The sequence below is a fragment of the Microbacterium lacusdiani genome (assembly GCF_054779895.1).
The window spans coordinates 525,445-550,980 of the sequence record NZ_BAAGXJ010000003.1; the positions used below are offsets into that span (position 1 = coordinate 525,445).

The 25,536-nt window shown below is 72.1% G+C and carries 22 protein-coding genes and 1 pseudogene; all 23 read right to left on the reverse strand.

Going from position 1 to position 25,536, the window contains the following annotated elements; translation table 11 throughout:
* Positions 1-9: 9 nt before the first annotated feature.
* Positions 10-1,038: a quinone-dependent dihydroorotate dehydrogenase gene (locus ACYVGN_RS04665; protein ID WP_134746289.1), complete on the reverse strand. Its 1,029-nt coding sequence runs from the start codon at positions 1,036-1,038 to the stop codon at positions 10-12.
* A gap of 28 nt (positions 1,039-1,066) precedes the next feature.
* The gene (gene nrdR, locus ACYVGN_RS04670; protein ID WP_134746288.1) at positions 1,067-1,564 is read right to left on the reverse strand and encodes a transcriptional regulator NrdR; all 498 of its coding nucleotides are present in this window, start codon (positions 1,562-1,564) and stop codon (positions 1,067-1,069) included.
* A gap of 46 nt (positions 1,565-1,610) precedes the next feature.
* Positions 1,611-2,924, reverse strand: coding sequence for a histidinol dehydrogenase (hisD, locus tag ACYVGN_RS04675; protein ID WP_460789076.1), 1,314 nt, complete (start codon positions 2,922-2,924; stop codon positions 1,611-1,613).
* 43 nt (positions 2,925-2,967) lie between these two features.
* The gene (locus tag ACYVGN_RS04680) at positions 2,968-4,389 is read right to left on the reverse strand and encodes a hypothetical protein (protein ID WP_460789078.1); all 1,422 of its coding nucleotides are present in this window, start codon (positions 4,387-4,389) and stop codon (positions 2,968-2,970) included.
* Positions 4,390-4,542: 153 nt separating this feature from the next.
* Positions 4,543-8,055: a DNA polymerase III subunit alpha gene (dnaE, locus tag ACYVGN_RS04685; protein ID WP_460789080.1), complete on the reverse strand. Its 3,513-nt coding sequence runs from the start codon at positions 8,053-8,055 to the stop codon at positions 4,543-4,545.
* A gap of 89 nt (positions 8,056-8,144) precedes the next feature.
* Positions 8,145-8,654, reverse strand: a complete 510-nt coding sequence (locus tag ACYVGN_RS04690; protein WP_460789081.1) for a cyclodeaminase/cyclohydrolase family protein — start codon at positions 8,652-8,654, stop codon at positions 8,145-8,147.
* Entirely contained in the window at positions 8,651-8,806 is a 156-nt protein-coding gene (locus ACYVGN_RS04695) for a hypothetical protein (RefSeq protein ID WP_460789083.1), read from the reverse strand. Before ACYVGN_RS04695 ends, ACYVGN_RS04690 begins: the two co-directional genes overlap by 4 nt.
* Before the next feature lie 86 nt (positions 8,807-8,892).
* Positions 8,893-9,467 (reverse strand): annotated as a pseudogene (locus tag ACYVGN_RS04700) (GNAT family N-acetyltransferase).
* A 38-nt stretch (positions 9,468-9,505) separates the two neighbouring features.
* Positions 9,506-10,426, reverse strand: a complete 921-nt coding sequence (locus ACYVGN_RS04705; RefSeq protein WP_055991765.1) for an RluA family pseudouridine synthase — start codon at positions 10,424-10,426, stop codon at positions 9,506-9,508.
* The gene (locus ACYVGN_RS04710; RefSeq protein ID WP_460789085.1) at positions 10,426-11,007 is read right to left on the reverse strand and encodes a signal peptidase II; all 582 of its coding nucleotides are present in this window, start codon (positions 11,005-11,007) and stop codon (positions 10,426-10,428) included. The genes ACYVGN_RS04705 and ACYVGN_RS04710 overlap by 1 nt, the downstream gene beginning before the upstream one ends.
* 7 nt (positions 11,008-11,014) lie before the next feature.
* Complete coding sequence (locus ACYVGN_RS04715) at positions 11,015-11,641, reverse strand: DivIVA domain-containing protein (protein WP_460789087.1); 627 nt, start codon at positions 11,639-11,641, stop codon at positions 11,015-11,017.
* A 112-nt stretch (positions 11,642-11,753) separates the two neighbouring features.
* Positions 11,754-12,056: a YggT family protein gene (locus ACYVGN_RS04720; RefSeq protein ID WP_055992005.1), complete on the reverse strand. Its 303-nt coding sequence runs from the start codon at positions 12,054-12,056 to the stop codon at positions 11,754-11,756.
* A gap of 42 nt (positions 12,057-12,098) precedes the next feature.
* Entirely contained in the window at positions 12,099-12,563 is a 465-nt protein-coding gene (locus ACYVGN_RS04725; protein ID WP_055991756.1) for a cell division protein SepF, read from the reverse strand.
* Between the two features lie 34 nt (positions 12,564-12,597).
* Positions 12,598-13,284, reverse strand: a complete 687-nt coding sequence (locus ACYVGN_RS04730; RefSeq protein WP_134747180.1) for a YggS family pyridoxal phosphate-dependent enzyme — start codon at positions 13,282-13,284, stop codon at positions 12,598-12,600.
* 3 nt (positions 13,285-13,287) lie between these two features.
* On the reverse strand, positions 13,288-14,463 hold the full coding sequence (gene ftsZ / locus ACYVGN_RS04735) for a cell division protein FtsZ (RefSeq protein WP_134747178.1): 1,176 nt from the start codon (positions 14,461-14,463) through the stop codon (positions 13,288-13,290).
* A gap of 198 nt (positions 14,464-14,661) precedes the next feature.
* Positions 14,662-15,630, reverse strand: a complete 969-nt coding sequence (locus ACYVGN_RS04740; RefSeq protein ID WP_460789090.1) for a cell division protein FtsQ/DivIB — start codon at positions 15,628-15,630, stop codon at positions 14,662-14,664.
* The gene (murC, locus tag ACYVGN_RS04745) at positions 15,627-17,036 is read right to left on the reverse strand and encodes a UDP-N-acetylmuramate--L-alanine ligase (protein WP_460789092.1); all 1,410 of its coding nucleotides are present in this window, start codon (positions 17,034-17,036) and stop codon (positions 15,627-15,629) included. Before murC ends, ACYVGN_RS04740 begins: the two co-directional genes overlap by 4 nt.
* Before the next feature lie 231 nt (positions 17,037-17,267).
* Entirely contained in the window at positions 17,268-18,341 is a 1,074-nt protein-coding gene (locus ACYVGN_RS04750; RefSeq protein ID WP_460789094.1) for a UDP-N-acetylglucosamine--N-acetylmuramyl-(pentapeptide) pyrophosphoryl-undecaprenol N-acetylglucosamine transferase, read from the reverse strand.
* Positions 18,338-19,648 carry a putative lipid II flippase FtsW gene (gene ftsW / locus ACYVGN_RS04755; protein WP_460789096.1) on the reverse strand — a complete coding sequence of 437 codons (1,311 nt, stop codon included), beginning with the start codon at positions 19,646-19,648 and terminating at the stop codon, positions 18,338-18,340. The genes ACYVGN_RS04750 and ftsW overlap by 4 nt, the downstream gene beginning before the upstream one ends.
* Positions 19,608-21,155 carry a UDP-N-acetylmuramoyl-L-alanine--D-glutamate ligase gene (murD, locus tag ACYVGN_RS04760; protein ID WP_460789098.1) on the reverse strand — a complete coding sequence of 516 codons (1,548 nt, stop codon included), beginning with the start codon at positions 21,153-21,155 and terminating at the stop codon, positions 19,608-19,610. The genes ftsW and murD overlap by 41 nt, the downstream gene beginning before the upstream one ends.
* On the reverse strand, positions 21,152-22,264 hold the full coding sequence (mraY, locus tag ACYVGN_RS04765; protein WP_055991734.1) for a phospho-N-acetylmuramoyl-pentapeptide-transferase: 1,113 nt from the start codon (positions 22,262-22,264) through the stop codon (positions 21,152-21,154). The genes murD and mraY overlap by 4 nt, the downstream gene beginning before the upstream one ends.
* Positions 22,261-23,673 (reverse strand): UDP-N-acetylmuramoyl-tripeptide--D-alanyl-D-alanine ligase, encoded by a 1,413-nt coding sequence (locus ACYVGN_RS04770; protein ID WP_460789099.1) that lies wholly within the window; start codon positions 23,671-23,673, stop codon positions 22,261-22,263. The genes mraY and ACYVGN_RS04770 overlap by 4 nt, the downstream gene beginning before the upstream one ends.
* Positions 23,674-23,725: 52 nt before the next feature.
* Positions 23,726-25,519, reverse strand: coding sequence for a peptidoglycan D,D-transpeptidase FtsI family protein (locus ACYVGN_RS04775; protein ID WP_460789101.1), 1,794 nt, complete (start codon positions 25,517-25,519; stop codon positions 23,726-23,728).
* Positions 25,520-25,536 lie beyond the last annotated feature (17 nt).

Here is a 25,536-nt window from a genome sequence, read left to right on the forward strand (position 1 = left end):
CTCGGTCGGTCAGCGTGCCGCGCGGATCGCGGACAGGCCCGCGTTGATCTCGCAGGCCCACAGCGGGCCGCGGTAGAGGAACGCCGTGTAGCCCTGCACGAGGGTCGCGCCGGCGTCCAGGCGCTCCTGGACCTCCTCGGCGGTCTCGACCCCGCCCACGGAGACGACGCAGAAGTCGTCGGGCACGGCGGCACGCACCGTGCGCAGAACCTCGAGCGAACGGGCCTTGAGGGGCGCGCCCGACAGGCCGCCCGCTCCGGCCGCCTCGACCGTCGCGGCGTCGGTGGCGAGGCCCTCGCGGGAGATCGTGGTGTTGGTGGCGATGATGCCGGCGAGGCCCTCGTCGACGGCGAGGCGCGCGATCGCCTGGATCTCGTCGTCCGGCAGATCCGGCGCGATCTTCACCAGCAGCGGCGTGGCGCCCGCCGCCTCGCGCACCGCGCGCAGCAGCGGGGCGAGGGTCTCGACCGCCTGCAGGCCGCGCAGTCCCGGGGTGTTCGGCGACGACACGTTGACCGCGAGGTAGTCGGCGAGCGGGGCGAGCATCCGGGCGCTCTTGACGTAGTCGGCCGTCGCGTCGGCGACGTCGACCACGCGGCTCTTGCCGATGTTCGCCCCCACGACCGCACCGGTGCGGCGCAGCCGCGCGAGCCGCCGGGCGGCGGCCTCGGCGCCGCGGTTGTTGAACCCCATGCGGTTGACGACCGCGCGGTCCTGGATCAGGCGGAACAGGCGCGGCTTGGGGTTGCCGTCCTGCGGGACGGCCGTGACCGTGCCGATCTCGACGTGCCCGAAGCCGAGCGCCTCGAGCCCGCGGACGCCGACCGCGTTCTTGTCGAAGCCGGCCGCGACGCCGAACGGCGACGGGAAGACCTGGCCGAGCGCCTCGACGGCGAGCTCGGGCGCCGGACGCGTGAAGCGGTGGACCAGCGGCCGGACCGGCCAGGTGCCCGCCACGCGGATCACGGCCATGCCGAGGTGGTGCGCGAACTCGGGGTCGAGGCGCGCGAGGACATGGCGGAAGACGAGGGGATACATCCCTGTCAGGCTATCGCGAGCCGGTGCCTCACTCGGACTCGTCGTCGACGTCCGCCGGGGCGTCGGCGCGGGAGGCGCGCGCGTGGTCGGCGCGGAGCTCCGCGATCGACGCCTCGAAGTCCTCGAGCGACTCGAACGCCTGGTAGACGCTCGCGAAGCGCAGGTACGCGACCTCGTCGAGCTCGCGCAGCGGACCCAGGATGGCCAGCCCGATCTCGTTCGCGTCGATCTGGCTGAGGCCGGTCTGGCGCACGGCCTCCTCGACCCGCTGGGCGAGGATCGCGAGGTCCGCGTCCGTCACCGGACGCCCCTGGCACGCCTTGCGCACGCCCGAGATCACCTTGTCGCGGCTGAACGGCTCGACCGCGCCGGAGCGCTTGATGACGTTGAGGCTCGCGGTCTCGATCGTCGAGAAGCGGCCGCCGCACTTGGGGCACTGCCGGCGCCGCCGGATGGACAGCCCGTCGTCGCTCGTGCGGGAGTCGATCACTCGGGAGTCGCCGTGACGGCAGAAGGGGCAGTGCATGACCCGAAAGCCTACGCCGTGACGCCTGGGAGTTCCGGAGCCCGGCTCAGCCGCGCACGTCGCCGAAGCGCGCCGCGACCGCCTCGCCGTGCGCGGGCAGCGCCTCGGCCTCGGCGAGCGCCAGGATCGCGTCGCGGACGTCGGCCAGCGCGTCGCGGTCGTACTCGATCACCTGCTGCGGACGCAGGAACGTGTGCGATCCCAGACCCGCCGCGTAGCGCGCCTGGCCGCCCGTGGGCAGCACGTGGTTCGATCCGGCGAGGTAGTCCCCGAGGCTCACGGGCGTGTACGACCCGACGAACACGGCCCCCGCGCTGGTATAGCGCGGCGCGGCGCCCGCCGCATCCGCGATGTGCAGCTCGAGGTGCTCGGGCGCGTAGGCGTTGCTGAACGCCTCGGCCGCGGCGGCGTCGTCGACGAGCACGATGGCGGACTGCTCCCCCGCCAGTGCCGTCGCCACGCGCTTGCTGTGGCGCGTGGCGGCCGCGACGCTCTCGACCTCGGCGGCGACGGCCTCCGCCAGCGCGGCGGACGGCGTGACGAGCACGGCCGACGCCTGCTCGTCGTGCTCGGCCTGGCTCACGAGGTCGTAGGCGATCAGGCGCGCGTCGGCCGTGTCGTCCGCGACGATCAGGATCTCCGTGGCGCCCGCCTCCGAGTCCGTCCCCACCACGCCGGCGACCGCGCGCTTCGCGGCCGCGACGAAGTTGTTGCCGGGGCCGGTGACGACGTCGACGGGCTCCAGCCCGATGGCGTCCACGCCGTGGGCGAGCGCTCCGATCGCGCCCGCGCCGCCCATCGCGTAGACCTCGTCGACGCCGAGCAGGCCGGCGGCGGCGAGGATCGTGGGGTGCACGCGGCCGTCCTGGTCGCGCTGCGCGGGCGAGGCGAGCGCGACGCTCTGCACGCCGGCGACCTGCGCGGGCACGACGTTCATGACGACGCTCGACGGGTACACGGCCTTGCCGCCCGGCACGTAGACGCCGACGCGCGCGACCGGCTGCCAGCGCTGCGTGACGCGCGCGCCGGCGCCGAGATCGGTCGTGCGCGGTGCGGGGACCTGAGCGGCCGACGCCTCGCGGACACGCCGGATGGCCTCCTCGAGCGCGGCGCGCACCTGCGGGTCGAGGGCGTCGACGGCCTCCGCGATGTGCTGTGCGGGAACGCGCACCGAGTGCCCGGTCACGCCGTCGAACCGCTCGGCCTGCTCGCGCAGCGCGACCTCGCCGCGCACGCGGACGTCCTCGACGATCTCGGCCGCGACATGCAGCGCGGTCGCCCTGGCCTCTGCGGCCCGAGGGACGATCGCGAGCAGTTCCGCGGTGGTCAGCGTGCGGCCGCGGAGATCGATGGTGCGCATCCCCCTATTCTGTCAGCCGCCGAGAGGGGGGGATCCGCCGTCGTCAGCCGCGCGTGATGCCCGAGGTGTCGTGCAGGTAGCCGATCCGGCCGTCGTCGTGGCGCACGACGTACGTGTCGCCGCGGTCCTCGACCACGAGCGCCCATGCGGTGGGCCCGATGCGGAACAGCGGAGCACCGTAGGCGTCCACGACGTCGCGCTCCTCCGGCACGAGCGCCCAGAACGCCTGCTGCACGGGCGCCTGCTGCGCCGCCGCGGGCTCGGGCTCCGGCTCGGGCGCGGGCTCCGGCTCGGGGGCGGGCGCCGGCTCAGGCGCGGACTCCGGCTCGGGGGCGGGCTCGGCGGCCGGGTAGGCCTCGGTCGGGCCGGTGGGCTCGTCCTGGGCAGGAAGCACCGACGTCGCGTCGTCATCCGTCGCGGGCGCGCCCACCGGCTCCGGCTGAGCCTGAGGCGCCTCGGCGGGCTCCGGCGAGGCGGGACGCTGGTGCGTCGCGTCGGCGTCTGCCGCGGCGGCCGGGGCGGGCGCCTGCAGCGGATACTGCTGGCCGTACGCGGGCGCGCCGACCGGGAACCGGCCCGCCGACGGAGCGTAGGCCGGCTGCCCGTACGGCTGGCTGGGCTGACCGTAGGGCTGCTGGCCGTAGGGCTGACCGTACGGAGCCTGGCCGTACGGCTGCGGGGCATACGGGGGCTGACCGGGCTGCGGCGCACCGTAGGCCGGCTGTCCGTAGCCGGGCGCACCGTACGGCTGGCCCTGCTGGGGCGCGCCGTACGGCGGCGCGGGCTGCGCCCACTGCTGCGGGGCGACCGGCTGGGGCTTGGGTCGCACGATCACGCCGCGGGGGTCGCGGGCGGTCGGATGCGCCGGCGTCTCGGCACGGCGCTCGAAGTCCTCCTTGAACGGCGCGACGTGCGGCGCGACGACCGTGAGGAACACGCCGCCGAGCGTCGCTAGCAGCTGCAGCCACACGACCCACGTGGTGATCACTCCGGGGCCGTCCACCGCGAGGCCGTACCCGAGGGTGCTGAGCCACATCACGGCGGCGACGGAGAAGGACACCGACGCGAACTGGTCCACGGACAGGGAGCCGACGCGCGCGATCCGGCCGGGCTGGGTGCGACGCAGCACCAGGAGCACGCCCGCGGCCACCGGGAGGCCCACGGCGAGCACCCAGTCGAGTGAGGCGCCCCAGATGGGCATGTAGCCGAAGTCGTAGATCGAGAAGAAGGAGAGCAGCAGGATGAGGCCCGACAGGCCGACCAGGATCGCCTCACGGCGCGTGAACGGACCGACGCCCGGCAGCGCGTCGGGGTCCTGCGGCGCGGCCGGCTCGGACGCCGCCGGCTCCGGCTGCGGCGCGGCCGGCTCCGGGGCTCCGGACGGCGGCTGCGCCGCCTGCGGTGCCGCGGCGGCCTGGCCGTCGGGCTGCTCGGGGGCGGGAGAACCGGGGTTCTGGTCGGTCACGCTGATCCTCTCCGGTGCCGTCGTCGTCACGGCCCTCGATCCACCCGGTCACCCGGGCGCGGTTGCGGTCGATCCTACCGGCGGGACCTGTGGCGTCTCGCGGGGCACCTCTCCCCCCGCGGCCGTCACGCCGGGCGCGTCATCGCCGGCCGGTCACCCCAGGCACTGGGGCCCGAGCAGCGACTTGAGGTCGCCGAACAGGTCGGCGGTGATCCGGACCGGCATCGGCACCTCGAACACCTTCGCGGTGCGGCCGCGGTGCATCCGGAGGCGCACCTCGGTGTCGCCCGCGTGGCGTCGCAGCACGTCAGCGAGCTCCTGCACCACCTGCTCGGTGGCGCGCTGCTCCGGCAGCACCAGGGTGAGCGGGCCCGCCTCGTCGAACGAGCCGACATCCGGGGTGAACGCCGACTGGGCGTGGAGGTTCATCCCGTCGTCGCGGCGCGAGACGCGGCCGCGCACGACCAGGATGGCGTCCTGCTGCAGGATCGGCTGGAACTCGGTGTAGGTCTTGCCCATGAACATGACCGTGACCTCGCCCTCGAAGTCCTCGACCGTGATCATGCCGTAGGGGTTTCCGCTCGACTTGGCCACGCGGTGCTGGGCGCTCGTCACCAGCCCCGCCACCGTGACCTGGTCGCCGTCCTGCAGATCCTCCGACGCCAGCAGCGCGCTGATCGTGATCGTGCGGTGCTTCGCGAGCGGCACCTCCAGGCCCGCCAGCGGATGATCCGACACGTACAGCCCGAGCATCTCGCGCTCGAAGCCGAGCTTGTCCTTCTTGGTCCACTCGGGGCGGTCCGGCACCTTCTGCACCGACTGGGGCTCGTCCCACAGGCTGTCGAAGTCGAAGCCGATCGCGCCGCCCGCGGCGTTGCGCTTGTCGGTCACGGCGACCTCGACCGCGCTCTCGTGGATCTCCACGAGAGCGCGTCGCGTCGCCCCCATGGAATCGAACGCGCCGGCCTTGATCAGCGACTCGACCGTGCGCTTGTTGGCCACGTGGAGCGGCACACGGGCGAGGAAGTCGTGGAACGACGTGTACGGCCCGCCCTCGCGCGCGGCGATGATGCCGTCGACGACGTTCGAGCCGACGTTGCGGATCGCGCCGAGGCCGAAGCGGATGTCCTCGCCGACGGCAGCGAAGAAGCCGATCGACTCCGAGACGTCCGGCGGGAGCACCCGGATGCCCATCCGGCGGCACTCGTTGAGGTACAGCGCCAGCTTGTCCTTCGCGTCGCCGACGCTGGTCAGCAGCGCGGCCATGTACTCGGCCGGATAGTGCGCCTTCAGGTACGCGGTCCAGTACGACACGAGCCCGTACGCGGCCGAGTGCGCCTTGTTGAACGCGTAGTCCGAGAACGGCAGCAGGATGTCCCACAGCGCCTTGATGGCGCCGTCGCCGAAGCCGCGCTCCTTCATGCCGGCCTCGAAGCCCTCGTACTGCTTGTCGAGCTCGGACTTCTTCTTCTTGCCCATCGCGCGGCGCAGGATGTCGGCCTGGCCGAGACTGAAGCCGGCCACCTTCTGCGCGATCGCCATGACCTGCTCCTGATAGATGATCAGGCCGTAGGTCGTGTCGAGGATGTCGCGCAGCGGCTCCTCGAGCTCCGGATGGATCGGGGTGATGGGCTGCAGCCCGTTCTTGCGCAGCGCGTAGTTGGTGTGCGAGTTCGCGCCCATGGGACCCGGGCGGTACAGCGCGATGACGGCCGAGATGTCCTCGAAGTTGTCGGGCTTCATCAGTCGCAGCAGCGACCGCATGGGCCCGCCGTCGAGCTGGAACACGCCCAGCGTGTCGCCGCGGGACAGCAGGTCGTACGCCGCGCGGTCGTCGAGCTGGAGGTGCTCGAGGTCGAGCTCCTCGCCCCGGTTCATCCGGATGTTGTCCAGCGCGTCCGAGATGATCGTGAGGTTGCGCAGGCCCAGGAAGTCCATCTTGATGAGGCCCAGGGACTCGCACGCCGGATAGTCGAACTGCGTGACGATCTGGCCGTCCTGCTCGCGGCGCATGATCGGGATGATGTCGAGCAGCGGCTCGCTCGACATGATGACGCCGGCCGCGTGCACGCCCCACTGGCGCTTCAGGCCCTCGAGGCCCACCGCGCGGTCGTAGACGGTCTTGGCCTCGGGGTCGGTGTCGATCAGCGAGCGGAACTCGCCGGCCTCCTTGTACCGCGGGTGCTCGGGGTCGAACATGCCGTCGAGCGGCATGTCCTTGCCCATGACCGCGGGCGGCATGGCCTTCGTGAGCTTCTCGCCCATGCTGAACGGGAAGCCCAGCACGCGGCCCGCGTCCTTGAGCGCCTGCTTCGACTTGATGGTGCCGTACGTGACGATCTGCGCGACGCGCTCCGAGCCGTACTTCTGCGTGACGTACTCGATGACCTCGCCACGGCGACGGTCGTCGAAGTCGACGTCGAAGTCGGGCATCGAGACGCGGTCGGGGTTCAGGAAGCGCTCGAAGATGAGGCCGTGCTCGAGCGGGTCGAGGTCGGTGATGCGCATGGCGTACGCGACCATGGAGCCTGCTCCCGAGCCGCGGCCGGGGCCCACGCGGATCCCGTTGTCCTTGGCCCAGTTGATGAAGTCGGCGACGACCAGGAAGTAGCCCGGGAAGCCCATCTGCAGGATGATCCCGGTCTCGTACTCGGCCTGCTTGCGGACCTTGTCGGGGATGCCCTCGGGGTACCGGTAATGGAGGCCCTTCTCGACCTCCTTGATGAGCCAGCTGTCCTCGGTCTCGCCGTCCGGCACCGGGAAGCGGGGCATGTAGTTGGCCGAGGTGTTGAACTCGACCTCGCAGCGCTCGGCGATCAGCAGCGTGTTGTCGCACGCCTCCGGGTGGTCGCGGAACAGGTGGCGCATCTCCTGCGCGGTCTTGACGTAGTACCCGTCGCCGTCGAACTTGAAGCGGTTCGGGTCGTCCAGCGTCGATCCGGACTGCACGCACAGGAGGGCCGCGTGCGCATCGGCCTCGTGCTGGTGCGTGTAGTGCGAGTCGTTGGTGGCGACCAGCGGGATCCCGAGGTCCTTCGAGATCCGGAGCAGGTCGGTCATGACGCGGCGCTCGATCGAGAGGCCGTGGTCCATGATCTCGGCGAAGTAGTTCTCCTTGCCGAAGATGTCCTGGAACTCCGCGGCTGCCGCGCGCGCGGCCTCGTACTGCCCGAGGCGCAGCCTGGTCTGGATCTCGCCCGACGGGCATCCCGTCGTGGCGATGAGGCCCTTGCTGTAGGTCTGCAGCAGCTCGCGGTCCATGCGCGGTTTGAAGTAATACCCCTCCATGCTCGACAGGGAGCTCAGCCGGAAGAGGTTGTGCATGCCCTCCGTGGTCTGGCTCCACATCGTCATGTGGGTGTACGCGCCGCCACCGGACACGTCGTCGCTCTTCTGGTCCGGCGACCCCCACGCGACGCGCGACTTGTCGCTGCGATGCGTGCCGGGCGTGACATAGGCCTCGAGACCGATGATCGGCTTGACGCCGGAGGCCTGCGCGGCCTTGTAGAACTCGAACGCCGCGAACGTGTTGCCGTGGTCCGTGACCGCGATCGCCGGCATGCCGTACTCGGCCGCGGCCTGGGTCATCGCCCCGATCTTGGCCGCCCCGTCCAGCATCGAGTACTCGCTGTGCACATGCAGGTGGACGAAGGAGTCGGAGGCCATGGATCGAGTCTAGGTCGGGCCCCCGACACGTCCGCCCGGCCGCACCGGGTGTCGGGACGCCGGGCGGGGCGGACCCGGCCGACGGCCGCTCAGTCCGCGCCGGCGGCGCGCGTGTCGATGCGGCGGGTGAGGTCGTCGAGGCGGGCGATCACGTCGTCGCACGCGCTCGCGGCCGTCCAGAGATCCGGGTGCGTCCGCCGCAGCGCGCCGGACCCGCCGTGGCGCGACAGCGCGCCGAGGTCGCTGCGGAGGTTCGCCCGCGCGCAGGACAGTGCCGCGCGCAGGGCCGCGGCGGCCGACACGACGTCGGCGAGCAGGGTCGGCTCGACGCGGCGGGCGATGCGCTCCAGGTCGCCGATCGCGTCGCGCGCGAGCGCGGCCAGGGCCGCGGACGAGCGCGCGGCGGCCAGCGCCGCCTCGTCCCGTGCCCGGTCGTCGCCCGCCCGGAGCGCCGTTCCGAACGCCGCCGAGGCCGCCGCGTCGGCGTCCGCGCGGTCCAGCGCGGCCTGCGCGAGCGCGCGGGCCCGCCGCTCCACGCCGGACTCCTCCGCGTACGAGGCCACCATCGCGACGAGCGCGGCGGCCGACGCCAGCATCACGCCCGCGGCGGCGCCTCCCCGGGGTCCCCGCCGCGCTGCGACAGCCGGTCGATCCACTCGCCGATCGTGGTCTCGCGCGCCGGACGCCGGCCGCTCGGGGCGTCCGTCCGATCCGTCGCGGTGCCGAGCTTCGCACGGAGATCCATCGTCATCACGCCATCGTCCTCGCCCGGCCGGATCCTCGCCACGGGCTTGCCGAACGATGCTGAGGCCGCTAAGGAGCACGGATCCTCGGGCCTCAGCCCCGGAGGTCGAGGCGCATCAGCACCCGCGGAAAGCCGCCCGAGACCGAGTCGGTGTCCGCGACCTTCGTGAACCCCTCGCGCTCGAACAGTGAGCGGAAGCCGACGAACGCCATCGTCTGGTCGACCTTCTCGCCCCGGTTGTCCACCGGATATCCCTCGACGGCGGGCGCGCCGCGCTCTCGCGCGAACTCGACCGCGCCGTGGAGCAGCCGCGGCAGGACGCCCCTGCCCCTGTGCCCGGGCCGCACCCGCAGGCACCACACGCTCCACACCGGCAGGTCGTCGACGTGCGGGATCTTGGTGCTGCGCGCGAACTGGGTCTCCGAGCGCGGCGCGACGCCCGCCCATCCGACCGGTTCGCCGTCGTCGTACGCGAGCACGCCCGGCGGCAGGTCGGACTCGCACATCCGGCGCACGTACTCGGCCCGCTCGGGCCCGCGCAGCGACGAGTTGAGCTTCGACGGGATCCGATGGCTCAGGCACCAGCACACGTTCGCATCGGGGTTCTTGGGCCCCACGAGCGCGCGCACGCCCTCGAAGCGGTCGCCGGACGCACCTCGATCGCCATGCGGCCAGCGTGGCACCGGCCTCCGACATCCGCGAGACCTACTCCCCGCGAAGCACCGCCAGCGCGTGCGCCAGGTCGGCGGGATAGTCCGACGTGAACGTCACCCAGTCGCCCGTGGCGGGATGCGCGAACGACAGCTCGTGCGCGTGCAGCCACTGGCGCGTCAGGCCGAGGCGCGCCGACAGCGTCGGGTCGGCGCCGTAGAGCGGATCGCCGACGCACGGGTGGCGGTGGGCGGCCATGTGCACGCGGATCTGGTGCGTGCGCCCGGTCTCGAGGTGGATCTCGAGCAGCGACGCGCCGGGGAACGCCTCGATCGTCTCGTAGTGCGTGATCGAGTCCTTGCCGTCGGGCGTGACGGCGAACTTCCACGAGTGGCTGGGGTGCCTCCCGATGGGCGCGTCGATCGTGCCGACCAGCGGATCCGGATGCCCCTGCACCACCGCGTGGTAGATCTTGTCGACCGTGCGCTCCTTGAACGCGCGCTTCAGCACGGTGTAGGCGTGCTCGGTCTTGGCCACGACCATGAGGCCGCTCGTGCCGACGTCGAGGCGGTGCACCACGCCCTGCCGCTCGGACGCGCCGCTCGTCGCGACGCGCACGCCTGCGGCAGCGAGGGCCCCGAGCACGGTCGGCCCCTCCCACCCGATCGAGGGGTGGGCGGCGACGCCGGCCGGCTTGTCGACCACGACCATGTGGTCGTCCTGGTACGCGATGCCGAGGTCCGGCACCGCCACGGGCACGACGCGGGGCTCCTCCTTGGGGCGCCACTCGACGTCGAGCCAGGCCCCGCCGTGCACGCGGTCGGACTTGCCGACCGCGACGCCGTCGAGCTGCACGCCGCCGGCCTCGGCCACCTCGGCCGCGAACGTGCGCGAGAAGCCGAGCATCTTGGCCAGGGCCGCGTCGACGCGCGAGCCGTCGAGCCCGTCGGGGACGGGAAGGCGACGCGACTCCATCAGTCCTCCCGCGGCGCGTCGGCGGCCGGGGCGCCGGGCGACGGATCGGCGGTCGCGGCGTCGGCCTTGGGCGCGCGGCGACCGTCGAGCCCGACGCCGAACAGGGTGAGCGCCGCCACCGCGATCATGCTGCCCACGATGAACACGTCGGCCACGTTGTAGATGGCGGGCATCATCCACGGCGTCGAGATGAAGTCGACCACGTGCCCCACGGCGAACCCGGGGTCGCGGAACAGGCGATCGGTGAGGTTGCCGAGCACGCCGCCGAGCAGCAGGCCCAGGACGACGGCCCAGACGCGCGAGTGCACGCGCGTGAACGCGAGCCACACGATGCCGCACGCGACGACCGCGAGCGCGATCGTGAAGATCCAGGTGACGCCCTCGCCGATCGAGAAGGCGGCGCCCGGGTTGAGCACGAGGTACCACTGGAGCACCTCGCCCAGGACGGGCACGGGCGTCTGCCACTCGAGCGACGTCAGGGCGAGATGCTTGGCGAACTGGTCGGCGGCCAGCACCAGGACCGCGAGGATCGCGATCGTGATGCTGGCCGCCGCCGTACGCAGGGGTGCGCGGTCCGTCAAGACCGGCTCAGAGGCCGATCGCCGAGACCGGCGTCTCGTCCGAGGCCGAGCCCGAGGCGTCGAGGTCCTTCAGCTTCGCCTCGAAGTAGCTGCGCAGCTGCTGGCGGTAGTCGCGCTCGAACTGACGCAGCTCGCTGATGCGGCCCTCGAAGGTCGTGCGGTCCTTCTCGTACTTCTCGTTGAGCTCGCGCTGGCGGCTCTCGGCCTCGCTGACGAGGCGCTCGGCCTCCGCCTTGGCGTCGGCGATGAGCTGCTCGGCGGTCTGCTTGCCCTCCGCGACGTGCTCGTCGTGGAGGCGCTGCGCGCGCTCGATGATGCTCGCGGCGCTCGACGCCGTGGTCGACACGGGCTCGGCGGAGGGAGCGGCCTCGGCGGCCGGCTCCTCGGCGGCGGGCTCCTCGGCCGGCTGCTCCTCGACGGGAGCGGCGGCGGCGACCGGAGCGGCGGAGGGAGCGAGCTCGCCCGACTCGTACTTGGCGAGCTTGGCCTTCAGCTCGTTGTTCTCCTCGATCGTCTTGCGCCACTCGACGACGATCTCGTCCAGGAAGTCGTCGACCTCGTCCGGGTCGAAGCCCTCCTTGAACCGGACGTGCTGGAACTGCTTGGTGACGACGTCATCCGGCGTCAATGCCATGGGTGGCTCCTCTTCCGTGGGGTGTCTGTGGCCGTGGGCCGAGCCCGGGCACTTCTCCGTGAGCAAGCATAGCCGCCGCACCGGATGCCGCCGAGGGACGATCGTGCGCGGCTCAGAGCATGGTGAGCGACCGCGTGACCGACAGCAGCACGAAGCAGAGCAGCATGGTCAGCGCGAACGCGAAGTCGATCGCGATGCCGCCGATCCGCAGGGGCGGGATGAACCGCCGGAAGAAGCGGATGGGCGGATCCGTGAGGGTGTACACCACCTCGGCGACCACGAGCAGCGCCCCCTTGGGGCGCCACTCGCGATTGAACATCGGGATGTACTCGAAGATCAGCCTCGCGAACAGCACGAGGATGTAGATGAGCAGCAGGAAGTTGACGATCGAGGCGATCAGCCCGATGACGGTCACCATCGCAGACGAGACGACGAGCAGACGCGGCGGGGCCGCGGATCAGGCCTGCGCGAAGGGCGCGGACTCGGGGTCAGCGTGCGCGATGCCGCCGTCGCCCGAGACCGCGATGTTCTCGGGCGAGAGCAGGAAGACCTTGCTGGTGACGCGCTCGATGCGGCCGTACAGGCCGAGCGACAGGCCGCTCGCGAAGTCGATGAGTCGGCGCGCGTCGGCGTCGCTCATCTGCGAGAGGTTGATGATGACCGGGATGCCGTCGCGGAAGTGCTCGGCGATCATCTGCGCGTCGCGGTACTGCTTGGGGTGCACCGTCACGATCTCGTTCACGGCAGCCGCCGCGGGCTGACGGACGACAGCGGGGCGGCGCAGCGGCGTGACAGGGGCCGGCTTGGCCTCGTCGTGCTGCGGCTGCTCGTGCGTGCGCTGGGGCTGCTCGGCAACGTCCTCGTATCCTTCCTCGTCGGCAAGTCCGAGGTAGACCATCGTCTTCTTGAGCGGGTTCGCCATGGCGTCCTCCGTAGTCTGCTCTGCTTTTTCGAGGCTACGCCCGGGCGGGGCGAGGGCCGGTGATTGCGGACCCGATCCGCAGGTGTGTCGCGCCGCAGGCGATCGCCTCGGCGAAGTCGGCGGTCATGCCCGCCGAGATCCAGGTGGCCTCGGGGACCACCGCGCGCACGCGCTCGGCGTATCCCGCGAGGCGCTCGAAGGCGGCCGCGGGGGCTTCGTCCAGCGGAGCCACGGCCATGACGCCCCGCAGTCGCAGCGTCTCGGCGGCGGCGACCCGCTCGGCGAGCGCCTCGAGGTCGTCGGGCGCGACGCCGCCGCGCCCCGGATCGTCCGTGAGGTTGATCTGGACGAGCACGTCGAGCGCACCCTCCCCCGGCTCGGCCGCCGCATCGAGCGCCGTGACGAGGCGCTCGCGATCCACGGAGTGGACGACGCGGGCGGCGCGGCGGATCTGCCGCGCCTTGTTGGTCTGCGCCTGGCCGATGAAGTGCCAGGTCAGCCCGGCGAGGTCCGCCGTCTCCGCGGACTTGGAGCTGAGCTCCTGCTGCCGGTTCTCGCCGACGTCCCGCGCGCCGAGGGCGTGGAGCTCGCGCACCAGCGACGCCGGATGGAACTTCGTCACCACGATCCGGGTCAGCTCGCCCGGGTCGCGGCCCGCCGCGCGCGCGGCCTCGCCGATGCGGAGATCCACATCGGCGAGGCGCGACGCGAGGTCGGTCATGAGTTACTTCAGGAAGTCCGGGATGTCGAGGTCGTCGTCGCCGAACGCCGAGTCGAAGCCCGCGTCGGGCAGCACGGGAGCCGCGGCGGCGACCGAGACGGTCTCGCGAGCGGGCTCCTCCTTCTTCTCGACCGGAGCCGGCGCGGGCGCCGACGAGCCGAACGTGGCGCCCGGCAGGGTCGGCATGGGGGCGCGCCCCGCCATCGACGGCACCTCGATGCGCGCCTGCGGCTCGCCGCCGTCGAAGCCCGCCGCGATCACCGTGACGCGCACCTCGTCGCCGAGCGTGTCGTCGATCACGGTGCCGAAGATGATGTTGGCCTCGGGGTGCGCGGCCTCCTTGACCAGCTGAGCCGCGTCGTTGATCTCGAAGATGCCGAGGTTCGAGCCGCCCTGGATCGACAGGAGCACGCCGTGCGCGCCCTCGATCGAGGCCTCGAGCAGCGGCGATTCGACCGCGAGCTCGGCCGCCTTGATGGCCCGGTCGGCGCCGCGCGCCGAGCCGATGCCCATGAGCGCCGAGCCGGCGCCCTGCATGACGGACTTGACGTCGGCGAAGTCGAGGTTGATGAGACCGGGGGTCGTGATCAGGTCGGTGATGCCCTGCACACCGGCGAGGAGCACCTGGTCGGCGGTCGCGAACGCCTCGACCATCGAGATGCCGCGGTCGCTGATCTCGAGCAGGCGGTCGTTCGGCACGACGATGAGCGTGTCGACCTCTTCCTTCAGGGTCGCGACGCCCGCCTCGGCCTGGCTCTGGCGGCGGCGGCCCTCGAACGAGAACGGCTTGGTCACGACGCCGATGGTCAGGGCGCCGATCGACTTGGCGATGCGCGCGACCACGGGCGCGCCGCCGGTGCCGGTGCCGCCGCCCTCGCCCGCCGTGACGAACACCATGTCGGCGCCCGCGAGCGCCTGCTCGATCTCCTCCGCGTGGTCCTCGGCCGCGCGACGGCCGACCTCGGGGTCGGCTCCGGCGCCCAGGCCGCGCGTGAGCTCGCGGCCCACGTCGAGCTTGACGTCGGCGTCGCTCATCAGCAGCGCCTGCGCGTCGGTGTTGACCGCGATGAACTCGACTCCACGGAGACCGAGCTCGATCATGCGGTTGACGGCGTTGACGCCACCGCCGCCGACGCCGACGACCTTGATCACGGCGAGGTAGTTCTGGTTCTGGCTCATGCCGGCCTCCGATTGCTGTCGAACCCTGGTCTCATCCCGGAACCTTCACCCTCTACATGAGAGTTAAAGTATTGCCCGGTATGCAATTCCTTCCATGAAGGTATGCGCGCCGCGCGCTCGAATCCGGATTGGCCGTGGGCGTGTCGCGAGTCGTGTCGCGAAATGGCGTGACGAGCCGTCTGCGCGGTTCGCGAGAGGTCAGCCGACGCTTATCGAACCGGGCGACGAGACGTCGTAGTAGGAGTAGCCGTCGGGCGCGGCGAGCAGCGCGATGGCCTTCTTGACGGAGTCGTCGGCGCTCCCCCACAGCACCTCGGTGCCGTCGTGAAGCACGAGCGTGACGTCGTCGGGCGTCGTGGCGCGGGCTTCGGCGACGAGCCCGTGCACGTCGTCGGGGAGCGTGCGCAGCACCTGGCCGATCGCCTCGAAGGCGGGCGACGCGAGCCCGCCGCGGGCGTCGATGAGCGGCTGATCCTCGGGCCGCGCGCCGCCCGAGGCGAGCACCACCCCGGCCGCGTCGACGGTCGTGAAGCCGGCGTCCGAGCGCACGACGCCGATCGGCGTGCGCTCCCGGATCCGCACGATCAGATCGTGCGGCGGACGCGCCTCGAGCGTGTAGGTCTCGATCAGGGGGAACGTCACGAGCGCCGCCTTGACCTCGGCGTGGTCCACGAGCGGGAGCGGCCGGCCGACCTGATCGGCCAGCGCCTCCTGCAGAGCGGCCTGGTCGATCGCGACGGCGCCCTCGACCGTGATCCGCTGCACCGCGAACAGTGGGCTGTAGGCGGCGCCGACGCTCCCGATCACGAGCAGCAGCAGCGCCGACAGCGACGCGATCCAGATCATCCGGCGGCGGCGCGAGCGCGCCGTGAAGCGCCGGATCTCGGAGCGCAGCGCACGGCGGCGCGCGCGGGTCGCGCGCCAGACGTCGCGCCATCCGGTCGGCTGCGCCCCGGCCTCCTCGGCCCGCGGCTCGGGGGCGTCCGGCTCGTCCGGCACATCCTGCGGCGGCGGCGCGTCGCCCTCCTCGGCCCGGCGCCGGCGGAACGGCAGCACGGGCGCGCGACGACGCGGCTCGTCGTCGAGGGCGACGAGGCCCTCGGGATCGGCGCGCGGATCCCGCGCGTCCCGCCGCTCGGGCGGGGGCAGCGGGCCGGGGCGCCTCATGCTCCCGCGTTCTCGCTTCCGCGCAGCGACTCCAGCACCTGCGGGATGATCTGGTAGACGTTGCCGCAGCCGAGCGTGATCACGTAGTCGCCCTCGCGCGCGACCGACGCGGTGTAGTCGGCGGCCTCCTGCCAGTCGGCGACGAAGTGCACGCGCTCGGGGTCCCGGAACCTCGAGCTGACGAGCTCGCCGGTGACGCCCGGGATGGGATCCTCGCGCGCGCCGTACACGTCGAGCACGACCGTGTGGTCGGCCAGCTCCTCGAGCACATGCGCGAACTCACCCGCCATGAGCTGGGTGCGCGAGTAGGTGTGCGGCTGGTGCACCGCGATGATGCGCCCGTCGCCGACCACGGTCCGCGCGGCGCTCAGGGCGGCGGCGACCTCGGTCGGATGGTGCGCGTAGTCGTCGTAGACGCGCACGCCGCGCTCGGCGCCGTGCAGCTCGAAGCGGCGCACCGTGCCGGCGAACCCGGCGGTGACCGCCTCGAGGGCGGCGTCGAGCTCGTGGCCGAGCGCGATCAGCACGGCGACGGCTCCGGCGGCGTTGATCGCGTTGTGTGCGCCGGGCACCGCGAGGCGCCCCGTGGCGCTGCGTCCGCCGTGCGTGAGGGTGAACGCGACGGGCCCCTCGGTGACGATGTCGGTGATCCGGACGTCGGCGTCCTGGGCCTGCCCGAACGTGATGACGTTGCGGTGGCTCAGCCCCGAGCGCACGCGCTGGGCGCCCGCGTCGTCCGACGAGATCACGACGGCCTCGCGCGCCGCGTCGGCGAAGCGCACGAACGCCGCGTCGAACGCGTCGTGCGAGCCGTAGTGGTCGAGGTGGTCGGCGTCGACGTTCGTGATCAGCACGATCGACGTGTCGTACAGCAGGAACGAGCCGTCGGACTCGTCGGCCTCGATCACGAACAGCTCATCCGATCCGGAGTCGCTCGAGACGCCGAGCCCCGCGATCACGCCGCCGTTGACGAAGCTCGGATCAGCGCCGAGGCCGCGCAGGCCCGTCACGATCATGCCGGTCGACGTGGTCTTGCCGTGAGCGCCCGCGACGGCGACCAGGCGGCGCCCGCCGATCAGCCAGTGCAGCGCCTGCGAGCGGTGGATGATCGGCAGCCCGCGCTCCTTGGCGAGCAGGTACTCGGGGTTCTCGGGCCAGATCGCGCCCGTGAAGATCACGGTGTCGGCGTCGCCGAGGTTCGCCGCGTCGTGGCCGACGTGCACGGTGGCGCCCAGCGCCTCGAGGTCGCGCAGGTTCTGGCTGTCGGAGCGGTCGGAGCCGGAGACCTTCACGCCGCGCGCGAGGAACATGCGGGCCAGGCCCGACATGCCGGAACCGCCGATCCCGATGAAGTGGGCGGCGCCGACGTGCTCGGGGATCGGGGTGCTGAGGTCGGGTCTGATCATGGCCCCTCGAGTCTAAGTCGGCGCGGCCCTGCCCCGGTCCCGGCGCGCGGCGCTCCGTCTCTCCAAGGGTGCAGCTTGCAGCCTGGGCGCGGGATCGGAGCAACCGATGTGCGAGCGTAGCGAGCGTGCCGCGGATGCGGCCAAACGCAGCGCGAAGCGCTGCCGAACGGAGCGAAGCGACGTTCTCGCTCGCAAGGGTGCCGCTTGCGGCCCCGCAGCGTGCGATCGCTTCTAAAAGGAAAGAACTCTGTCGATCATCGCGATGACGTTCTCGGTGCCGTGACGCGTGCCGGCGGTCTCGGCCGCGGCGGCCATGGCGGCCAGCCGCTCCTCGTCGCCGAGGAGCGGCACGATCTCGGAGCGCACCCGGTCGGCGGTGAACTGGGCGTCCTCGATCAGGATGGCGGCCCCGGCCGCGAGCGACGCGCTCGCGTTGAGCCGCTGCTCGCCGTTGCCGACCGCGTACGGCACGTACACCGCGGGGATGCCGAGCGCGGCGATCTCGCTCACGGTCGACGCGCCGGAGCGCGACACAACGAGGTCCGCCAGGGCGAACGCCAGGTCCATCCGGTCCACGTAGCGGCGCAGCGCGTAGCCCTCGGCCTGCGGGTCGGGCAGGTCCGACCGCTCCCCCGTGATGTGCAGCAGCTGCCATCCGGTGTTGAGGATGTCGCGCCACGACTCGGCGAGGGCCGTGTTGATCCGCAGCGCCCCGAGTGAGCCGCCGAACGCCAGGAGGGTCTTCTTGTCGGGGTCGAGCCCGAAGTGCTCCGCGGCCTCCGCGCGGAGCGCCGCGCGGTCGAGCCCGACGATCTCCGGGCGCAGCGGCATCCCGACGACCTCGGCGCGGCGCAGGGGCGTGCCCGCGAACGCGACGCCCACTCCGGCGGCACGGCGCGCGCCGAGCACGTTGGCCAGCCCGGGCCGCGCGTTCGCCTCATGCAGCACGAAGGGCACGCGCTCGCGGCGCGCGGCGACGTAGGCGGGTGCCGCCGCGTAGCCTCCGAAGCCGACGACCACGTCGACGCCCCGATCCCGGATGTACCCGCGCACCCGACCGACGGCCCGCTGGAAGCGCACCGGGAAGGCCGCCGCGTCCGCGTTCGGGCGGCGCGGGAACGGCACCTTCTCGACGATCAGCAGCTCGTATCCGCGCTCGGGCACCAGGCGCGCCTCGAGCCCCTCGCGCGTGCCGAGCACGAGCACCTCCGCCTCGGGATCGCGGCGGCGCAGACCGTCCGCGACGGCGAGCAGGGGGTTCACGTGGCCGGCGGTGCCGCCGCCGGCGAGCAGGTAGGTCGTCACCTCTTCAGTCTCGCAGGCCGCGCGGAGCGCCCCGTTCCGGCCACCTGCTCGGAGCCCGCTCCCCGGCCCGTGCCCGCGCCCCGCGCCGCGGCCCGCGCGGTGCCGCCCGGCGCGGCGACGTGCGGCGCCGGAAGGGTGCGCGCGAACGCGAGGAGCACGCCGCACGCCGCGAGCACCGCGACGAGCGAGCTGCCGCCCGCCGACATGAACGGCAGCGGGACGCCGAGCACGGGGAACACGCGCAGCACGACGCCGATGTTGATGAGCGCCTGCCCCAGGATCCACACCGTGATGCCGCCCGCCGCGATCTTGACGAACGGGTCGTCGCTGTTGCGGATGATCCGGAAGGCGCCGACCGCGAAGGTCGCGAACAGAGCCAGCACCACCACGCAGCCGATCAGGCCGAGCTCCTCGCCCACGATCGCGAAGATGTAGTCGTCGCCGATCGCCGGCAGCCAGCTGTACTTCTCGACCGAGTTGCCGAGGCCGACGCCGAAGACGCCGCCGCTCGCGAGGCCCCAGATGCCGTGCAGCGGCTGGTAGCAGTCGTCGAGGTAGTCGCAGTTCGGGTCGAGGAAGCTCATGATCCGGGCCATGCGGTTGGGGCTCGTCACGGCGAGCGCCGTCACCGCGACCACGCCGAGCAGCACGGGGAGCGCGAAGATGCGCAGCCGCACGCCGGAGAAGAACAGGCACGCCAGCACGATCAGGACGAGCACCATCGACGTGCCGAGGTCGCGCCCCGCGAGCACCGTCCCGATCGCCAGCAGTGCGACCGGCACGAGCGGGATGAAGACGTGCTGCCACTTCGTGAGCAGCGTCCGCTTGCGGTAGAGGATCATGGCGGCCCACAGCGCCAGCGCGAGCTTGAGGAGCTCGGACGGCTGGACCGAGAACCCCGCGATGTCGAGCCAGTTGCGGTTGCCGTAGACCTCGACGCCGAGCGGCGTGAAGACCAGCAGCTGCACCGCGATCGCCACGCCGAGCGCGATCCACGCGATCCGGCGGAAGAACAGCACGGGCAGCCGGCTGACCACGAACATCGCCGCGATCCCGAGCATCGCGAATGCCCCCTGCTGCAGGCCGTCGTTGTAGGGGCTCTGGCCCGCACTCAGGGACGTTGCCGTCGTGGCCGACGTGACCATCACGACTCCGAAGCCGGTCAGCAGCAGCGCGGTCGACACCACCAGCAGGAACTCCAGCGGCACCGGCGCGAAGACGCGGCCCAGCGTGACGCGCGCGGTCAGCGCGCCCGAGCGGTCGGGGTCAGGCGTCGCCGGGGGTCGCGTCGTCGTCGTGCTGCTCACGCTGCGCTCCCCCTTCGATCCAATCCCTCACCGCGGCCGCGAAACGGGCCCCGCGGTCGTCGTAGCCGGTGAACTGGTCGAACGACGCGGCGGCCGGTGCCAGCAGCACCACGTCGCCCTCGCCCGCCACCCGCGCCGCCAGCTCGACGGCCCGCGCCATGACGTTCTCAGTCTCGGTGTGGTCGACCTCGAACACGGGCACCGCGGGCGCGTGTCGCGCGAACGCCGCGAGCACCTCCGAGCGCTCGACGCCGATCACGATCGCGGCCCGGGCTCCGGCGCCCCGCTGGGCCACGAGCTCGCCGATGTCGACGCCCTTGAGCTGCCCGCCGACGATCCACACGGCGCCGGGATACGCGGCGAGCGACGAGGCGGCCGCGTGCGGGTTGGTGGCCTTGGAGTCGTCGACCCAGGTCACGCCGCCGTCGCGTCCGACCACCTCGATGCGGTGCGGATCCAGGCGGAAGCCCTCGAGCGCCGACCGGATGGCCGCGGGCTCGACGTCGAGCGAGCGCGCGAGCGCCGACGCGGCCAGGATGTTCGCCACGATGTGCGGCGCCGACAGGCCCCGCTCGGCGAGCGCCTCGACCGTGGTGAGCTCGAGGGCCGACGTGCGCCGCTCCTCGAGGAACGCGCGGTCGACCAGGATGCCCTCGATCACGCCGAGCTCGCTCGGGCCGGGCACGCCGAGGTCGAAGCCGATCGCTCGAGCGCCCTCGACGACGTCGGCGTCCTCCACCATCCGCAGCGTGGCGTCGTCGGCCTTGTTGTACACGGCCGCGATCTGCGCGTGCCGGTAGACGACGGCCTTGGCGTCGCGGTAGGCGTCGAACGAGCCGTGCCAGAGCAGGTGGTCGTCGGCCAGGTTCAGGCACACGGCCGCGTGCGGCGACGGCGAACCGGCGTCGTCGTTCAGCCCGAGGTACCAGAGCTGGTGGCTGGAGAGCTCGACGACGAGCACGTCGAAACCGGCCGGGTCGCGCACGGCGTCGAGGATCGGGACGCCGATGTTGCCGCAGGGCGCGGCGCGCAGCCCGCCCTCGACCAGCATCGTGGCGGTCAGACGCGTCGTGGTGGTCTTGCCGTTCGTTCCGGTGATGAACACCCAGTCGGCGGGCGTGCCGTCGGCGCGCACGACCTTGTCGCGCACGCGCCACGCGAGCTCGATGTCGCCCCAGAGCGGCACCCCGGTCTCGCGCGCCCAAGCCACGACCGGGTGCGACGGCGGGAAGCCGGGCGAGGCGACGACGACCTCGGGGGCGAAGTCGACCAGCTCCGCAGGCACCTCGGACAGGTCCCCCTGCCACAGCCGTGCGCCGACGACGGGCACCAGTCGCGCGTACTCATCCGCGGCGGTCTCCGTCACGACGAGCACGTCCGCGCCGAGCTCGGCGAGCGTGTCCGCGACCGAGAAGCCCGTCGACGCGAGGCCCAGCACGGCGACGCGCAGGCCCTTCCAGTCCGCGTTCCAGCTGGTGAGCGACGCGAGGCGATCCGAAGAGGTCATGTGCGAGAGAGCCATTCGACGTAGAACAGGCCGATGCCGCTCACGGCGAGCAGGCCCGCGATGATCCAGAACCGGGCGACGATCGTGACCTCAGGCCAGCCGCGCATCTCGAAGTGGTGGTGGATCGGGCTCATCAGGAACAGGCGCTTGCCGCGCGTGGCCTTGAAGTACAGGCGCTGCAGGATGACGGAGCCCGACGAGATCACGAACAGGCCGGCGATCAGCAGGCCCAGCAGCTCGGTGCGGGTCAGGACCGCCATCGCGGTCACGACGCCGCCGATCGCCATCGAGCCCACGTCGCCCATGAACACCTGCGCCTTGGGCGCGTTCCACCACAGGAAGCCGACCAGGCCGCCCACGAGCGCGGCGGACACGATCGCGAGGTCCAGCGGATCGCGCGTGCTGTAGCAGGCGGGCATCAGGTCCGGCTCGAGGATCAGGCGCGTGCACGCCTGGTTGAACTGCCAGAAGGCGATGAGGCTGTACGCGCCGACCACGAAGACGCCCGCCCCCGCCGCGAGGCCGTCCAGGCCGTCGGTCAGGTTGACGCTGTTGGAGAAGCCCGTGCCGAGCAGCGACAGCCACGCCAGGTACAGCAGCCAGCCCAGGATGGGTCCGAGCGCCATGAACGACAGGACGGGGATGTCGCGGAAGAACGAGATGAACCCGGAGCCGGGCGTCTGGCCGAACGAGTTCGGGAAGTTGAGCGCGGCGATCGCGAACGGGACGATCGCGAGGACCTGGCCCGCGATCTTGCGCCAGCCGCTGAGCCCGTCGTAGTGGTTCTGCTTGACCTTCAGGTAGTCGTCGATGAACCCGACGGCGCCGAACGACACCATGAGCCAGATCACGAGCCAGCCGGAGGGCGTCGGCGGGTTGCCGCCCGCGAAACAACCGATCAGATAGCCGAGCACGGTGCCGACGATGAAGATCGTGCCGCCCATGGTCGGGGTGCCGCGCTTGACCTCGTGGTCGGGGGCGAGCATCTTCGCGCTCGCGACGCGGATCGGCTGGGCCCAGCCCCACTGGCGGAACAGCCGCAGGAAGACCGGGGTGAGGAAGAGCGAGAACGCCAGGGAGATCGCCGCCGCCGTCAGGAGTGATCTCACGAGAACGATTCTCCCAGACGATCGCCGAGGAGCCGGAGCCCCGCGGAGTTGGACGACTTCACGAGCACGCGGTCGCCGTCGCGCAGCTCGCCGCGGAGGTACTCGTACGCGGCGTCCGCGTCCTCGAAGAACACCGCCTCATCGCTCCACGAGCCCTCGGCGACGGCCGCGAGGTAGAGGCTGCGCGCCTCCTGCCCGACCACGACGATGCGCGGGATGCGCAGCCGCACGGCGAGCAGGCCGATCTTGGCGTGCTCCTCGTGGGCGTACTCGCCGAGTTCGCTCATGGCGCCCAGGACGGCGACCATCCGCTCGTCCGGGCCGGTGATCTGCGCGAGCGTGCGCAGGGCGGCCGCCATGGAGTCCGGGCTGGCGTTGTAGGCGTCGTTGATGATGCGCACACGGTCGCCGCCCATGACCTGCATGCGCCAGCGCTCCGCGAGCTCGACCGTGCCGATCCGCTCGACGGCCGCCTCAGGCGCCACGCCCATCGCGACGGCCGCCGTGATGGCCGCCAGCGCGTTCTTGACGTGGTGCGCGCCGAGCACGCGGAGGTGGAGCGGGAACGAGCGGCCGTCGACCGTGATCGTCGCGTGCGTGCCGTCGGCCGTCACCTTCAGGTCGGACGCGCGCACGTCGGCGGTCTCGGCCTCGCCGAACCACCGGATCCCGAGCCCGCGCTCCTCGGCGATGGAGGACATGCCGGCCACGCGGGGGTCGTCGGCGTTCAGGACGGCGGTGCCGCCGTCGCGGACGGCCGAGACGAGCTCGGACTTCGCGCGCACGGTCGCCTCGATGCCGCCGAAGCCGCCGGCATGCGCCATGCCGACCATGAGCACGACGCCCACGTCGGGCGTGACGAGGCCCGCGAGCCGCGCGATCTGGCCCTTGTCGTCCGCGCCGAACTCGCCCACCAGGTACCGGGTGTCCTCGGTGACGCGGAGCATCGTGAGCGGCGCGCCCACCGCGTTGTTGTACGACCCGACCGGCGCGACGGTCTCGCCCTCGGGGCGCAGCACGGTCGCGAGCATGTTCTTGGTGGTCGTCTTGCCGTTGGATCCGGTGATGCCGACGATCCGCAGGTCCCCGCGGGCGCGCACGCGCCCGACGACCTCGCGCGCGAGCGCGGCGATGGCCGCGACGACGTCGGGCACGACGATCTGGGTCACGGGCTCGTCGACGACGCGCTCCACGAGCGCCAGCACGGCGCCCTTCTCGATGGCCGCGCCGACGAACAGGTGGCCGTCGGTCGTCTCGCCGGGCTTGGCGACGAAGACGCCCCCGGGCGCCATGGCGCGCGAGTCGGTGTCGACCGCGCCGGAGACGACCGTCTCGGCGGTGTCGGCGCCGTGCAGGCGCAGCTCTCCGTCGACCGCGGCGGCGATCTCCGACAGGGACAGGGCGATCATGCGGTCACTACCTCCGTGAGGCGCTCATGCCCTGCGGGGAGCGGGGCGCGCATCACTTGAACTTGGGGAGCTTGGTCTCGGGCTCGGAGGCCCCCGGCAGGACGCGCTGGTCCTTCAGGACGTACTCCATGGCCTTCTGCAGGGCGGGCGCCGTGGCCGCAGAAGAGGTTACCCGCTTCGGTTCGTCGAGCGTAATCATGACCACGTACTGGGGGTCTTCGGCGGGCGCGAAGCCCACGATGCTCGTGAAGTAGATGCCCGACTTGTAGCGCCCGTTGCCGTCGGTCTTCTGGGCCGTTCCGGTCTTGGCGGCGATGCTGTAGCCCGGCACCTTGATCTGCTCGGCCACGGGGCCCTGGAAGCCGACGTTCTCGAGCATCAGGCGCACGTCCTCGGCCGTGTCCTCGCTCAGGATGCGCTCCGGCTCGCCGGGGTCCATCGTGGTCACCTCGCCGTCGGGCGAGGTGCACGACTCGATGAGGCTGAGCGGCACGCGGACGCCGCCGTTCGCGATGGTCTGGTACGCGCTGACGACCTGCGGGATGGTCGCCGTGAAGGCCTGTCCGAACGTCGTGGCGTAGTGCGTCTGGTTGTCCCACTCGGACGCCGGGCGGATCCAGCCGTTCTCCTCGCCGGGGAAGCCCACGACGGCGCCCCCGCCGATGCCGAACCGCTTGAGCCACTCGTAGCGCTTCTCGTCGGGAAGCAGCTCGCCGAACTTCGACAGGGCGACGTTCGACGAGTCGATCAGCGCGCCGGCGAGCGTGTAGGTGTAGGTCGGGTGCTGGAACGAGTCCCCGACGCGCGCGCCGTTGGGGAACTGCTCCCAGCCGGCGGCCGTGGTGGTGCTCAGGGGCGTCGCGACGCCCTCCTCGAGCAGCATCGCGGCAGTGATCGGCTTGAAGGTCGATCCCGGCTCGAAGACGGTGCCGAAGATCAGCGAGCCGCGGTACGTGGGGTCGGACGCCAGCACGTCGTTGGGGTCCATGGAGGGGTATTGCGCGGCCGCGCGGATCTGGCCGGTCTGCACGTCGACGACCGTCACGGTGCCCGCGACGGCGCGCTGGTTCTGCGTCTCCTCGGCGATCATCTGCTCCATGTACCACTGCAGATCCGAGTCGAGCGTGAGCTGCACCTGCCCGCCGTCGACCGCGGGCGTCACCTGCTCGGAGCCCGGGATGCGGATGCCGTCGGCCCCGCCCTTCGCGAACGTGACCTCGCCGTCCTTGGCCTCGAGGCACGAGTCCTGCGCGAGCTCGATGCCGGCGAGCGGGTCGCCGTCGTTGGACTCGAAGCCGATGAGGTTCCCCGCCACCGCGCCGTTGGGGTAGGTCCGCGATGGCTTGGGGTCGTACACCAGGTACGGCAGCTCGAGCTCGCGGAGCGCCTGGTACTGCGCGGTCGACAGGTTCTTCGCGAGCTGCGCCCAGCGTGCGTCCGGATCTGCCTCGAGCGTGTCGGCGACGATCCGCTTGATCTCGTCGGCCGACGTGCCGGAGACCTGCGCGATGAGGTCCGCCTGCTCGTCCCACGTCTGCGTGTACTCCGTGCCGTCCTCGCGCGTGCGCTCGATGTCGCCCACGAGGGCGGGGTCGATCGCGAGGTCGTACCGCATGGTGCTGCTGGCCAGCACGACGCCGTCCGCGTCGACGATCGTGCCGCGGGTGCCCCACAGCTTCTCGCTGCCGGTCATGTTGCCGGTGCGCTGCGAGTCCGCGATGTGGTCGTCGGCGTGCACGACCTGGATGTCGATCAGCCGCACGACGAAGCCCGCCAGCACGATCAGGACCAGAGCCGCGGCGACCATCGTGCGACGGCGGGCCGAGCGCTTCGCGATCGGATTCATCGGGCTCCCCTGCTGTG